Genomic DNA, 12,503 nt, shown 5'->3' on the forward strand with positions numbered 1-12,503 from the left:
AAACGCTCCGCGAGGATGCGCACGGATTCGGACAGGAATTTGTCTGCTGAAGCAGACCCGAATCCGGCGCGCAAGACTCGCGAGCGAGTCTTGACTAAAGAGTAGAGAGGTAATGCCATGAAAAGAATATTAATGCTTTTGGGAGACTATGCAGAAGATTATGAGGTGATGGTGCCCTATCAAATATTAAGATTTGCTTGTTTTGAAGTGGATTGCGTTGCTCCGGATAAAAGAACAGGAGATAAAATAAAAACAGCGATTCATGACTTTGTTGGAGATGCAACCTATAAGGAAACGGAGGGACATCAATTCGAACTCAATAAAGATTTTGATGATGTAAAACCGGATGAGTATGATGGCCTATATATTACAGGTGGCAGGGCTCCGGAATATCTTCGTACAGATGAGCGGGTAATGAATCTTGTAAAGCAATTTGCGGCAAGCAACAAGCCGATGGCGGTGATCTGCCATGGAGTTCAGATTCTTACTGCGGCAGATCTGGTAAGAGGGCGTAAACTTACCTGTTATCCGGCAGTTGGCCCGGAGGTAAATATGGCTGGTGGAGAGTATGTTGAGATAGCATTTGATGAGGCAGTGAAAGATGGAAATCTTGTTACAGCGCCGGCTTGGCCGGGAATTTATGCGCTTATGCAACAGTTTGCTTCTCTTCTGTTGTCTGACAGTTAGCCGCATGAAACGGTTGGTTCAGAATATAAAAAAAAGTATGAAAAATATAAAGACAAAAGCAAAGAAAACATGGTACAATGACGTTAACTCACAAACGAGTTTAGACATCAAAAGGGGAAAGGAGAAGAACTATGTCGAAATGGAAATGTACCATCTGTGGATATGAACATGAGGGGGAACAGCCACCGCAGGAGTGCCCTTTGTGTAAACAGCCGGCAGAAAAGTTTGAAAAAGTGGAGGAAGTAAAGAACCGTAATCCGTATGCAGGAACAAAGACAGAGAAGAATCTGTGGGAGGCATTTGCAGGAGAATCGCAGGCGAGAAATAAATATACATATTTTGCTTCAGTAGCAAAGAAAGCCGGTTATGAGCAGATTGCTGCATTGTTTTTACAGACAGCGGAAAATGAAAAGGAACATGCAAAGCTTTGGTTTAAGGCGCTTGGTGAACTAGGTGATACGAAAGAGAATCTGCTTCATGCAGCAGAAGGTGAGAATTTTGAATGGACCGATATGTATGAACGAATGGCAAAAGAAGCGGAAGAAGAAGGCTTTACGGAATTAGCAGAGCAGTTTAGAGGTGTTGGCGCTATTGAGAAGATGCATGAAGAAAGATATCGTGCACTTTTGCATAATGTTGAGACGATGGAAGTGTTTAAAAAGAGTGGTGTAACCATGTGGGAATGCCGAAACTGTGGTCATGTGGTTGTAGGAACCGAGGCGCCGCAAGTCTGTCCGGTTTGTAATCATCCGCAGGCCTACTTTGAAGTTCGAAACGAAAATTATTAATCACATGGAGGGATTGCTATGAAATTTTATGTATGTGGGAAATGTGGTAATCTTGTAGGAATGGTTAAGGAATCGGGAGTTGCGATGATGTGCTGTGGAGAGAAGATGACGGAGCTGATTCCGGGAACATCTGATGGTGCAGCTGAAAAGCATGTACCGGAATTTAAGGTGGACGGAAATAAGGTTACGGTAAATGTGGGCTCTGTAGATCATCCGATGGTCGAAGAACATTTTATCGAGTGGATTGCTATTGAGACAAAGAAGGGCGCCCAAAGAAAGGTACTAAGTGCCGGCGACAAACCATGTGTGGAATTTGCTTTGACGCAGGACGATGCAGTCGTTGCAGTTTATGCATATTGCAATCTTCATGGACTTTGGAAAGCACAGTAAACAGGTGATTGGATAACGCAGTGTCCGAAAGGAGACTGCGTTCTTTGTTGATGAAATGTTTTCTGCTATAATAGGTTTCATGAAAAAAGAAATAATGATAGAATGGGTAAAAATTGTAATAGGTCTTTTTATATTTGCTTTTGGTGTGCACCTCACTATTTTTGCAAATATCGGACTGTCACCGTGGGATTGTTTGGGAATGGGAATTTCCATGCATACGCCTTTGAATTACGGTGTTTCCGTAACGATGGTCTCGCTTGTGGTGTTGGTGATTGATATTTTGTTAAAGGAAAAGATTGGGTTTGGAACAGTTATTGATGCGCTTATTACCGGTAATTTTGTGCAGTTGTTTAATAGCTTTAACCCATTTGAACTCAACACACACCTGTGGTCGGGAATTGGAATCATGGTTGTAGGATTTGTATTTATGGCATTGGGAATGGCTCTATACATGAAAAGCGAGCAGGGGTGTGGACCGAGAGATTCTTTGCTGGTTGGGTTAGGGAGACGATTGCCCCGCGTACCGATTGGCATTGTAGAAGTGTTGCTGTGGGCAGTTGTGCTTTTTTTAGGCTGGCTTCTGGGAGGACCTGTTGGAATCGGGACACTGATTGGCACCGTGGGAACCGGAATTGTGATGCAGATTGTATATGCTTTGATTCGCTTTGAACCAAGAAAACTGCATCAGCGAGGAATCGCTGAGATGGTGCGGTATATGAGAGAATAAAAAGAACGTTACAGAGGTTATTTTCTTGAACAACAAGGAAATAACCTCTTTTTTTGTCCGCGAATATGCAATGTGCACGAAAAAATAGGAGACAAGGTGCAAATGGTATACAATGTGCATGTGGTTTGTGCATTGTGTATATTCAGGGTGGGTACTTTTATACATAATATGCAATAATGATATGGGTTTATGGATAATGATTACCAATAGACGTGTGTTACGATGAATTCGAAAAAGATTTGGGGCGTAACTATTTTAAATTTTTTATCCAGGAGGAGGAACAACATGGAACAGGTAACATTTACAGAAGGAAAGATGATTCATTTCAACACATATTTAAAGCCGGACCCAACATACTACTTTGGGTATAACATTATCGGTGAGCTGGGGAAACTGATTAATGAATACTCCTATGATAAGGTGTTTTTGGTAACAAATGAGGTACTGCACAACCTGTATGGGGATAAGGTAGAGCAGTCTTTAAAGGATGAGAATATTAACTATGAAGTTATAGTGATAGCGGATACAGAGCATGATAAGACATTTACAAGATTGGAAGAACTTTGCGAGTTGCTCGTGAAAAAGGGGATTACAAAAGGTTCGATCATAGTTGGAGTAGGCGGAGGATGTCTGACCAATATTGTAGGTCTTGCATCGGCAATGATTTACAGAGGAATTCGATATATCGAAATGCCGACGACATTTATGGGTGTGACAGACAGCTGCCTGAGCAATAAGCAGGCTGTTAATGGAAAGCAGGGAAAGAATCAGTATGGCGTATATTATGCACCAATATTTATATTTTCGGATACACAGTTTTTGGCAACGGAAAGTATGACAGGAAGAAAGTCTGCTTTTGCGGAAGGAATCAAAAATGCATTTATTAATGATGAGAGTCTTTTGAATTATTATGAAGGCGTACTTGCGACAGAAATCTTTGAGGATATGGATATATTGCGAGTAACACAGACAGCATATTGCGTCATCCAATCCAAGCTTGAGATTTTAAAACAAGATCCATCAGAAAAATTATTTGCAATGGCACTGGAATATGGACATACATTCGGTCATGCAATGGAATTTTATTCAGGTGGAAAGATTCCGCATGGTATCGCGGTTGCAAAAGGAATGGCGATTGCAGCAGAACTGTCACACGAGCTGGGATATTTGACACAAGAAGAGGTGGATAAGCATTATCGTCTGTTTGGAGAATGCTTAGGACTTGATCTTCGTATCCCGCAGGGAATCAGTGTTGAAAATATTATGCACACAATTCTTGCCGATAACAAAAAGACAGTCAAGGGTGTTAAGTATGTATTGTTAAAGAAAATCGGGGAATGCCTGAATCCGGATGGAGACTTCCAGGTAAAAGTAGATGAAGCAACTGTGAAAAAGATTTTGGTAAAGCACAATTCCGTAATTGACCAGAAATTAGGGAAGGGAAGTGAGATTGCATGCTAAAGCTATGTTTCAATGCGACAACGTTGCGTTATATGGACATCTATAAAGCCTTAAAAGAAATAAAGGATGCAGGTTATGAAGCAGTGGAGATTGCGCTGAACGATACACATTTACATCCTTATTTAAGTAGCGATGAGAAGATACAAAGTGTTCGCAGATACTGTGATGAATTAGGACTTGTGCTTGCAAGTGTGGCAGCCGGTGGTCCAACCTATTTGACGCAAGAGGCTTATGAACCATCTATGATTTGCGAGAGTGAAAAAGGACGACGTCTTCGTCTTGACGCTTACAAAGCTGCGATTGAATTAGGAGAAAAGATAGGTTCGCCGCTTGTTAATGTCAATTCCGGAATTTTAAAAGAACAAAGCGCCGAAAAGGCGGATGAGTATTTTCGAAAAGGGATGGAAGAACTCATTAAGGAATGCGACCGGACGACGCTTGTGTTAGAGCAAGAACCTGGATTTTATGTAGGAACTACGGATATGGCAATCAAATACATTCAAGAAATAAATAGTCCTAAACTGAAATTCAATCTGGACATCGGACATGTGTTTTGCTGTGAGCCGGAAGAAGAATGTTATGATAATGTGCGAAAATCACTTCCGTATGCAGCGCATATTCATATTGAAGATATTAAAAACCGGATTCATTTTCATGAAATTCCGGGAGAAGGAGATATTGATTTTGAGCGAATTGTGGGCATGATTGAGGAGTCTGTTTTTGATGGCTATGTATGTGTGGAACTTCACAATCATGATCAGCAATGGGAAAGAGCATTAAGTCAGAGCCGGGACTATCTTCTTTCTTTGATGCAGGGAAAGGGAGTGGCGTAATGATGAAGAATCAGGCACTTGTGATTACAAAGCCAAAAGATATTGCAATAAGAGAGTGTGAGATGCCAAATGCAGACGGAAAGGTTTTGATAGAAGTTATGTACGTGGCGGTGTGTGGTTCCGATGTGAAATTATATGCCGGAACTTATACGGCGCCGCATAGCTATCCGATTGTGATTGGACATGAATGGCTAGGAAAGGTTATAGAGGCACCGCAGGGGGCGAAGGTAAAAGCCGGAGATTACTGCGTTGGAGATTGTTCGGTTTACTGCGGGGAGTGCTATTACTGCGGTTTCAATAAAAATCACTGTGAACACATCGAAAAGCGGGGGATTACTATAGATGGCGGTGCAGAAAAATATATTGCGGTAGATGCAATGCATGTGAACAAATGCATCGCAATGGACAATAAAAAGCTGCTGACCTTAACAGAACCAATCTCAGTGGCGGTAAATGGTATTGTCAATCGTGTTCCGAAGGAAGTATATGGACGTTGTCGCCGCGCTCTTGTTCTTGGGTGTGGTGGTATCGGTCTGGCATCGATATTTACCTTAAGGAAGATGGGCGTAAAAGATATTACAGCTATTGATATTGCAAAAGGAAAAGTAGATCGGGTAAATGAATTTGGACTAGATGGTTTAAGAGCGGTGTGCACAGACGCACAGGCGCTTTCCAAAGAAGCATCGAATCAATATGACTTGATTGTGGAGGCAACCGGAAATGCACAGTCCTTAGTGCAGACGACGAATCTTGCAGCACCATGTGCACATATTGTTTGTCTGGGACATCAAAAAGAAATCAGTTATGATTTTGGAACGGTGGTAAAAAAATCACTGACCATACATGCAAGTAATGGAAGTACGGGTGGTTTTATGGAAGCGATGGAGATTATAAAGGAGAATGAAGAATATATCTCCAAGATGATTACCGAGATTGTGCCGTTTGAAGAAGCGCCGAGGTATTTTGAAGAAAGTATTCTTACGAAAGATAACATTAAGGTGTTAATTGATCTGACGAAGTAGTTGTCATAAATATGCTGGGCTGGGGATGATGCATAAATGCTCCCTGTTCTTCCTCTTGTTTGAGAGGAAGGACCGGGAGCATTTTTTGTGGTCTGAATGTAATTATATCTGAGGTAAGGTTGCAATAGATGCTGCGATTTCTTCATCGGTAGGAATGTAATCGGTCATCTTACCATCATTAAATCTTTCGTAAGCAAACATATCAAAGTAACCGGTACCTGTAAGACCAAATACGATGGTTTTTTCTTCGCCGGTTTCTTTGCATTTCATTGCTTCATCGATAGCGACTTTGATAGCGTGTGAGCTTTCCGGTGCAGGAAGGATACCTTCAACTCGAGCGAACTGCTCAGCAGCTTCAAATACTTCAGTCTGCTCAACGCTGACCGCTTCCATAAGCTTGTCGTCATACAGCTGAGAAAGCGTAGAACTCATACCATGGAAACGAAGTCCTCCGGCGTGATTTGGAGAAGGAATAAATCCGCTGCCTAAGGTATACATTTTAGCGAGAGGGCAAATCATACCGGTGTCACAGAAGTCGTAAGCATACGTACCACGAGTGAAACTTGGGCAAGAAGCAGGCTCTACGGCAATGATGCGATAGTCTGCATTACCTTTGATTTTTTCTCCCATAAATGGTGCAATCAATCCGCCAAGGTTAGAACCGCCTCCGGCGCAACCAATGATGATATCCGGTTTGATACCGTATTTATCAAGTGCTGTTTTGGTTTCGAGACCGATTACAGACTGGTGAAGCATAACCTGGTTTAATACGCTTCCAAGTACATATCGATATCCCGGATTTTTCGTAGCAACTTCAACAGCTTCCGAGATTGCACAGCCAAGGCTTCCTGTGGTGCCGGGATGATCGGCAAGAATTTTCTTTCCGATTTCGGTTGTTTCAGAAGGAGAAGGAACGACAGAAGCGCCATAAGTTCTCATAACTTCTCTTCGAAACGGCTTTTGTTCATAAGATACTTTAACCATGTAAACTTTACAGTCGAGATCAAAGTAAGAGCAAGCCATAGAAAGTGCTGTTCCCCATTGTCCGGCTCCGGTTTCTGTGGTAACACCTTTTAGACCCTGCTTTTTGGCGTAATAAGCCTGCGCAATTGCAGAGTTTAATTTGTGGCTTCCACTTGTATTGTTTCCCTCGAATTTGTAATAAATCTTGGCCGGAGTTTGCAGTTTCTTCTCTAGGCAGTAAGCTCTGACAAGTGGAGAAGGACGATACATCTTGTAGAATTCTCGAATCTCATCAGGAATCGGAATAAATGGTGTTGTCTCGTCGAGCTCTTGCGCAATTAGTTCATCGCAAAAGACAGGAGCGAGATCTTCCGCTGTCATAGGCTGTTTGGTAGCCGGATTAAGTAATGGAGCCGGCTTGTTAATCATATCAGCTCTTAAGTTGTACCATGCTTTAGGCATTTCTTCTTCTTCTAAATAAATTTTGTAAGGGATTGTCTTTTCTTGCATTTTGAATTCTCCTTTTGTGTGTAATCCCGGGACAGGAATATATCGTTTTTATACATAAAAAAACCTGTCCCTACAGTAGTTACTGCTGGGACAGGTATAAAAATCAACCTGCGGTGCCACCCGGCTTGGTGAAATGATCACCCTCTTAGCGCATACCTATCATATGCCGGAATTTGGTAACGAAGTTCCTATACTACGTCTCGTCTACTCTGCATAAAGCATTTCAAGTCGCCCTCTGGAGTCCATTCGGAAAAACACTTATCGCTACAATCTCACCATCTGCAACTCTCTCATGATAAGGAGGATTCTCTTACTTACTCTCCGTCATTGGTTATGCAATATGCTATCATGAAAAATCAGCTTTTGTCAAGTAAGCGATTCTCTTTGAAAAGAGTAAAATGATTAAACATAGTACTAATGTAATAGACTTGGAGAGAAAAATAGCATATAATGACTATATGTTTAGCGCTAAGAGGATAGATTTTATGAAAACCGGATTTGCATAAAATCAAAAAGAGTCTCGTAACAGAAGGTGAAAGGAGTCCAAAGAAATGATAGTAGATAAGATTACCAACCATGTTTTTTGTTCGACATTAAAGAAAAGAGGAGCAAATTCAATCAAACATCTTGATGCGGCAAGTCGTGATGCAATTGCAATCAGTGAAAAGCTTATTTTGGATATTGTTCAGGATAATAAAGACACGGAATATGGAAAAAAGTACGGATTTGCGGATATTAAAAGTATCGAAGATTACAAGAAAAAGGTTCCATTTTCCACCTATGATGATTACTATCCGTATATCAAGAGAATGATTGAAAATGATGAAGAGGATTTGATTACGGTTTATCCGATCAGACATTATGCTCTTTCCTCAGGAAGCGTGGGAGTGCCAAAACACATACCGGTATCGCAAAAGACGCTGGATTCGTATAGCATCTATGCAGCGAATATGGCATTTGGTGTGCTCGATGAATTCTACAAAACCACAACCGGAAAGACGTTTGAAGATGGAATGTGTTTAAATACATTAGAAGCACCGCCTATGTGGACGGAAAATGGTGTGACAAAGGGCGCAATCTCCGGAACAATGTTGCGACCATTGGCAGATCGACTGAAATACTTTATGACTTCGCCTTCAGAATTGATTTTCCCGGAAGGTGTGATGGATTTAAAATATCTAAAGATTCGATTTGCTTTGGAAGAGAGAAATGTTATGTGCATGGTATCCGCATTTATGACAGGTCTTGTGGATCTTATGACATATATGGAAAATAATTGGGAATCCTTATGCGATGATATTGAGCAAGGTTGTATCAGTAAGGAGATTAACATTTCAGATGAATTAAGAGATAAGTTTAACAGTATGCTCAAGCCGAACAAGGAGCGTGCACAGGAACTTCGAGCAGAATTCGAGAAGGGATTTGATACGCCGATTGTTCCAAGAATCTGGAAAAATATGCGCTGGGTAGCGGCAATTGGAACCGGCGGATTTGCGCAGTATACACAAAAGATGCGTCAATATACCGGAAAGAATATTCCATATTCTATGGCCAATTATGCAGCGAGTGAGTCTATGATGGCAGTAGCAAGACGCGCGGGAGATGAGAGCTTTGTGCTCTTGCCGGATGGTGGATTTTATGAATTCATTCCGATGGATTCCGATGATGAAGAAACGACGCTTACGATAGACCAGCTTGAAAAGGGAAAGGATTATGAAATTGTCGTAACGAATCTGTCTGGTTTTTATCGCTATAAAATCAAAGATGTTATTCGTGTAACGGGATTTTATAATGAAGCTCCTATGATTCAATTTATTTATCGAAAGAATCAGATGATTTCGATTGCAGGTGAAAAGACGAACGAAGAGGCACTTCGCTGGGCGATGCAAAAGTTCCAGGATGATACCAACATTCTTCTTCGTGATTATAGTATCTTTGCAGATACAGAGACCAAGCCGGGACGTTATATAATTTTGATTGAGCCGGATAAGGAACTGGATAAATCGCGTTATGAAGAGTGCCGTGATATTATTGAAAAACGTTTAGGAGAGGCCAATCCTTCATTTGGAAGTAAGATTGCGACAAATGTATTAGGAAGAACCAAGCTATGCGTTACCCAGTCAGAAACGTATATGCTTTATCGTGATATGATGCTGATGAAGGGCGTTTCGCAAAATCAGTTAAAGCCGGTACGTGTGATTGATACACCGATGAAGGAGAAATTCTTCTTCAATCTGTTAGAAGGTGAAGTGGAATAAACAGATTACGGGGGATAACGATTGCCTATGGATAATAAAAAGTTGATAAAGACAATCGCGACCATTGGAGCAGGAGCTGCTGCCACAGCTATGGCAGTAGCTGCAACCATATACCGTCATGAAATACGTTCGATGCTTTCTATGAGAAAAATGCAGCCTGCGAATCCGCAGCATCGGGATGGAGTAGTCTATTCGATTCGAATTAGCGGGGATTATGGATTTGACGAGTATCTTGCACAAGGTGGTGCGGATAGTGATGAGAAGCTTAATGCCTATGTGGAAAAACAGCTGACAAAAGGACTGTTTAAGTTGAAAATCAACACGAAATCCGTGGCGGGATGCTCGTCTTTTACTGCGCGTAATCTGAAAGGGGAACGGCTCTATGCGAGAAACTATGACCTTCGGGAAAGTGCGATCTGTATCGTGCATACCAATCCGGGCAACGCAAGGCATAAAGCGGTATCTACAGCGGATTTGAAATTCCTGGGAATTGAGCCTTGCGGCGTACAGTCGATTCCGGAACGTTTGAAATGTGTGGCGGCTCCTTATGCAGCACTTGATGGAATGAATGATGCGGGAGTGGCATGTGCAATTCATATGTCTCATCAAAATGGTTATACGCATCAAAGGACTGGAAAGCCGGGATTGAATGCAAGCACAATGATTCGTATGATTTTGGATTATGCGGATGACGTAGAACATGCAATTGAACTTATACGGCAATATGACTATCATGATTCGAATCAGGTTCCGTTTCATCTGATTATCGCGGATAAAAGCGGGAAAAGTGCGGTTTTGGAATGGGTTAACGGAAAGAATGCTACGGATATCGACGGTCACGGCCGGAAACTTGTGGTCACGTATAATGAAAAACCATACCAGTGTTTGACGAATTTTATTATTGTGCCGGACTATTATGAGCAAGGGGCGCGAAAGGAAGGCCTGGATAGATACGAAATCATAGAACGCAAATTAAAGGAGTGTAAAGGGACGCTTGTCGATGAAAAGGAAGCAATGGAGCTTTTAAAAGCGACAGCTAAGCGGCATTTGTATGGAGATGACGTAAAGATTACACTCTATAGCATTGTATATAATCTTACGAATCTTACTGCGACATGGGTTGGAAATGAACATTTTGAGGAAGAAGCATATAGGGTAAAACTTTCTTTATGATAAGTGGTAAGTCATGACTTGTTTATGAGCTCTAAGATATGTTACACTTTTAGATAGTGATTGCATATAGGAGAGGAGCTTAACGTGCAAAAGACAATGGCAGATCGTAAGAACGGGGGATGGAGATTAGAAAATCAGCCATGGTGGCAAGAATATAGTAAGACAGTGCATCATGAGGAAGATACACAGGGGCTGAAAGAAGCGTTATGGCAGATGCCGACCTGCGGATCATTTAGCAGCTCGCAGATGTCTTTGATGAGAAGCGGACTGAGCTATCTTAGCGTAGGAAGCTGTGATGGCGGTGTGTTTTTGTTAGGATACGGATTGCATCTGATATAGGGGGTGAAAGTTATGGAGGCATTTCACTCCTTTTGGTCGAAACCGAACAAGAATCGTAATGACGGTAAAATCGTGATGGAGGATTATGAAATTCTAGTCATGGTTTTATCCGCTTTAGAGTGGAAAAAGCATAATGGAAGGATTCGTATGGTGACGGATAGTGACGGTGCAAAATACTTCCGAGAAAAGGGCTTGTACGATGTATGGGATGAAGTGGATACAACGCTTGATCGTATGGACGCATCCACAGACCCTTTTTTGTTTTGGGCAGCGGGAAAACTGATGGCATTGAAATACAGTCGGTTGCCGCTTGTTATGCTGGATACGGATTTGATTATCTGGAAGAATTTGGATTTGTTGCTGGAAGGAAAGACTCTTATGACGGCGCATGCAGAACCGCTGCATTCGGACGTATATCCCGCACGAACGCATTTTAAATTAAAGGACGGGTATACATTTGACGAGAATTGGGACTGGGCGACACCGGCTTCAAATACAGCATTTTTGTATATCGCCTCGGAAGAACTTCGAGATTCCTATGTAAGTCAGGCGGAACGCTTCTTTGCAAATGTATGTTTAGACGGACTGAATCCTGTTACAGCGATGTGTTTTGCGGAACAGAGAATCTTGCCGATGGAAGCAAAAGCATTAGGTTACAGGATGGCTTATTTGTTAGAATTTGATAAGATGAATGAGCAGTCATTGGCGACACATTTGTGGGGAGCAAAGCAATATCTAAAAGAACATCCTGCGCAGCAGAGCGCGTTTTGTGAGAGATGTTTAAAAAGAATAAAAGAAGATTTTGGTGATGAGATTTGGTAGAGAAAAAGGAGGCCAAAGGAATGGCGTTAGACTTTAAGTACGTACGTATACAGGGGAAAGAACTTGCGAGAAATACAATGCATGCCAAGGGCGTCTTTAGTATGTGTTGGCAGTTAATTCAAAATGATGTGATGGACGAAGAAGATAGTGACTTATACAAGGAAATTGACTCCTGGTTTGCGGAGGTGCTTCCGTTTCCGCCGCAGTGTAAGAGACAAGAATCTGTAGTATGTTGGTTTAAAACTGAAAATTCGGATGAGATGATGAAGATGATTCGTCCGGCACTTTGGCTGTTAGAGCGATACAATCATCCGTACTATGTGGTTTATACCAATACGCCGGGAGAGATTGTATATGAAGATCAATACCAGATTGTGGCGAAGGCAGATGGGTATTTGCAGATTGATGATTTGCAGGAATCCTGGTCTCCAGAGGATGAGTAACAAGGGGACTTTTGTAACTTAGTCGGAGAAATCCCCCACCTCTAAGCGTTAGCGTAGTTGGGGGTTATGACAAAAATAAAAAGGAAG

General features: G+C 41.8%; 13 protein-coding genes. 12 read left to right on the plus strand and 1 reads right to left on the minus strand.

Annotated features, from left to right (window positions below):
- Nucleotides 1-117: 117 nt before the first annotated feature.
- The 7 genes from BLS20_RS04360 (at nt 118) to BLS20_RS04390 (ending at nt 5,908) form a co-directional block, all read left to right on the plus strand.
- On the plus strand, nt 118-687 hold the full coding sequence (locus BLS20_RS04360; RefSeq protein ID WP_090172630.1) for a DJ-1/PfpI family protein: 570 nt from the start codon (nt 118-120) through the stop codon (nt 685-687).
- A 131-nt stretch (nt 688-818) separates the two neighbouring features.
- Complete coding sequence (gene rbr / locus BLS20_RS04365) at nt 819-1,475, plus strand: rubrerythrin (protein WP_090172632.1); 657 nt, start codon at nt 819-821, stop codon at nt 1,473-1,475.
- An 18-nt stretch (nt 1,476-1,493) separates the two neighbouring features.
- Complete coding sequence (locus BLS20_RS04370) at nt 1,494-1,865, plus strand: desulfoferrodoxin family protein (protein ID WP_090172634.1); 372 nt, start codon at nt 1,494-1,496, stop codon at nt 1,863-1,865.
- A gap of 79 nt (nt 1,866-1,944) precedes the next feature.
- Complete coding sequence (locus BLS20_RS04375; RefSeq protein WP_143010222.1) at nt 1,945-2,592, plus strand: YczE/YyaS/YitT family protein; 648 nt, start codon at nt 1,945-1,947, stop codon at nt 2,590-2,592.
- Nucleotides 2,593-2,877: 285 nt separating this feature from the next.
- Nucleotides 2,878-4,053 (plus strand): 2-deoxy-scyllo-inosose synthase, encoded by a 1,176-nt coding sequence (locus BLS20_RS04380; RefSeq protein ID WP_176762283.1) that lies wholly within the window; start codon nt 2,878-2,880, stop codon nt 4,051-4,053.
- Nucleotides 4,047-4,886 (plus strand): sugar phosphate isomerase/epimerase family protein, encoded by an 840-nt coding sequence (locus tag BLS20_RS04385; RefSeq protein ID WP_090172640.1) that lies wholly within the window; start codon nt 4,047-4,049, stop codon nt 4,884-4,886. The genes BLS20_RS04380 and BLS20_RS04385 overlap by 7 nt, the downstream gene beginning before the upstream one ends.
- Nucleotides 4,886-5,908 carry a zinc-dependent alcohol dehydrogenase gene (locus BLS20_RS04390; RefSeq protein ID WP_176762284.1) on the plus strand — a complete coding sequence of 341 codons (1,023 nt, stop codon included), beginning with the start codon at nt 4,886-4,888 and terminating at the stop codon, nt 5,906-5,908. Before BLS20_RS04385 ends, BLS20_RS04390 begins: the two co-directional genes overlap by 1 nt.
- 102 nt (nt 5,909-6,010) lie before the next feature.
- Here BLS20_RS04390 and BLS20_RS04395 read toward each other — a convergent pair whose 3' ends face one another.
- Nucleotides 6,011-7,381, minus strand: coding sequence for a TrpB-like pyridoxal phosphate-dependent enzyme (locus BLS20_RS04395; RefSeq protein ID WP_090172644.1), 1,371 nt, complete (start codon nt 7,379-7,381; stop codon nt 6,011-6,013).
- Between the two features lie 551 nt (nt 7,382-7,932).
- On the opposite strand from BLS20_RS04395, the gene BLS20_RS04400 reads away from it, so the two are divergent.
- The 5 genes from BLS20_RS04400 (at nt 7,933) to BLS20_RS04420 (ending at nt 12,416) form a co-directional block, all read left to right on the plus strand.
- Nucleotides 7,933-9,639: a GH3 auxin-responsive promoter family protein gene (locus BLS20_RS04400; protein WP_090172646.1), complete on the plus strand. Its 1,707-nt coding sequence runs from the start codon at nt 7,933-7,935 to the stop codon at nt 9,637-9,639.
- 27 nt (nt 9,640-9,666) lie between these two features.
- A complete protein-coding gene (locus BLS20_RS04405) occupies nt 9,667-10,812 on the plus strand; it encodes a carcinine hydrolase/isopenicillin-N N-acyltransferase family protein (protein ID WP_090172648.1) in 1,146 nt (381 codons plus the stop codon).
- Nucleotides 10,813-10,896: 84 nt separating this feature from the next.
- Nucleotides 10,897-11,151, plus strand: a complete 255-nt coding sequence (locus tag BLS20_RS04410; protein WP_090172650.1) for a hypothetical protein — start codon at nt 10,897-10,899, stop codon at nt 11,149-11,151.
- A 12-nt stretch (nt 11,152-11,163) separates the two neighbouring features.
- On the plus strand, nt 11,164-11,973 hold the full coding sequence (locus BLS20_RS04415) for a DUF6734 family protein (RefSeq protein WP_090172652.1): 810 nt from the start codon (nt 11,164-11,166) through the stop codon (nt 11,971-11,973).
- A 20-nt stretch (nt 11,974-11,993) separates the two neighbouring features.
- Nucleotides 11,994-12,416 carry a hypothetical protein gene (locus BLS20_RS04420; RefSeq protein ID WP_090172654.1) on the plus strand — a complete coding sequence of 141 codons (423 nt, stop codon included), beginning with the start codon at nt 11,994-11,996 and terminating at the stop codon, nt 12,414-12,416.
- Nucleotides 12,417-12,503: the final 87 nt, after the last annotated feature.

Origin of the sequence: Eubacterium oxidoreducens (genome assembly GCF_900104415.1) — a bacterium.
GTDB classification, from domain to species: domain Bacteria; phylum Bacillota; class Clostridia; order Lachnospirales; family Lachnospiraceae; genus Eubacterium_C; species Eubacterium_C oxidoreducens.

What these genes read in the sequence shown, in the direction of transcription:
- BLS20_RS04360 (WP_090172630.1), top strand. Translation starts at nt 118, where the DNA reads ATGAAAAGAATATTAATGCTTTTGGGAGACTATGCAGAAGATTATGAG.
- rbr (WP_090172632.1), top strand. Translation starts at nt 819, where the DNA reads ATGTCGAAATGGAAATGTACCATCTGTGGATATGAACATGAGGGGGAA.
- BLS20_RS04370 (WP_090172634.1), top strand. Translation starts at nt 1,494, where the DNA reads ATGAAATTTTATGTATGTGGGAAATGTGGTAATCTTGTAGGAATGGTT.
- BLS20_RS04375 (WP_143010222.1), top strand. Translation starts at nt 1,945, where the DNA reads ATGAAAAAAGAAATAATGATAGAATGGGTAAAAATTGTAATAGGTCTT.
- BLS20_RS04380 (WP_176762283.1), top strand. Translation starts at nt 2,878, where the DNA reads ATGGAACAGGTAACATTTACAGAAGGAAAGATGATTCATTTCAACACA.
- BLS20_RS04385 (WP_090172640.1), top strand. Translation starts at nt 4,047, where the DNA reads ATGCTAAAGCTATGTTTCAATGCGACAACGTTGCGTTATATGGACATC.
- BLS20_RS04390 (WP_176762284.1), top strand. Translation starts at nt 4,886, where the DNA reads ATGATGAAGAATCAGGCACTTGTGATTACAAAGCCAAAAGATATTGCA.
- BLS20_RS04395 (WP_090172644.1), bottom strand. Translation starts at nt 7,381, where the DNA reads ATGCAAGAAAAGACAATCCCTTACAAAATTTATTTAGAAGAAGAAGAA.
- BLS20_RS04400 (WP_090172646.1), top strand. Translation starts at nt 7,933, where the DNA reads ATGATAGTAGATAAGATTACCAACCATGTTTTTTGTTCGACATTAAAG.
- BLS20_RS04405 (WP_090172648.1), top strand. Translation starts at nt 9,667, where the DNA reads ATGGATAATAAAAAGTTGATAAAGACAATCGCGACCATTGGAGCAGGA.
- BLS20_RS04415 (WP_090172652.1), top strand. Translation starts at nt 11,164, where the DNA reads ATGGAGGCATTTCACTCCTTTTGGTCGAAACCGAACAAGAATCGTAAT.
- BLS20_RS04420 (WP_090172654.1), top strand. Translation starts at nt 11,994, where the DNA reads ATGGCGTTAGACTTTAAGTACGTACGTATACAGGGGAAAGAACTTGCG.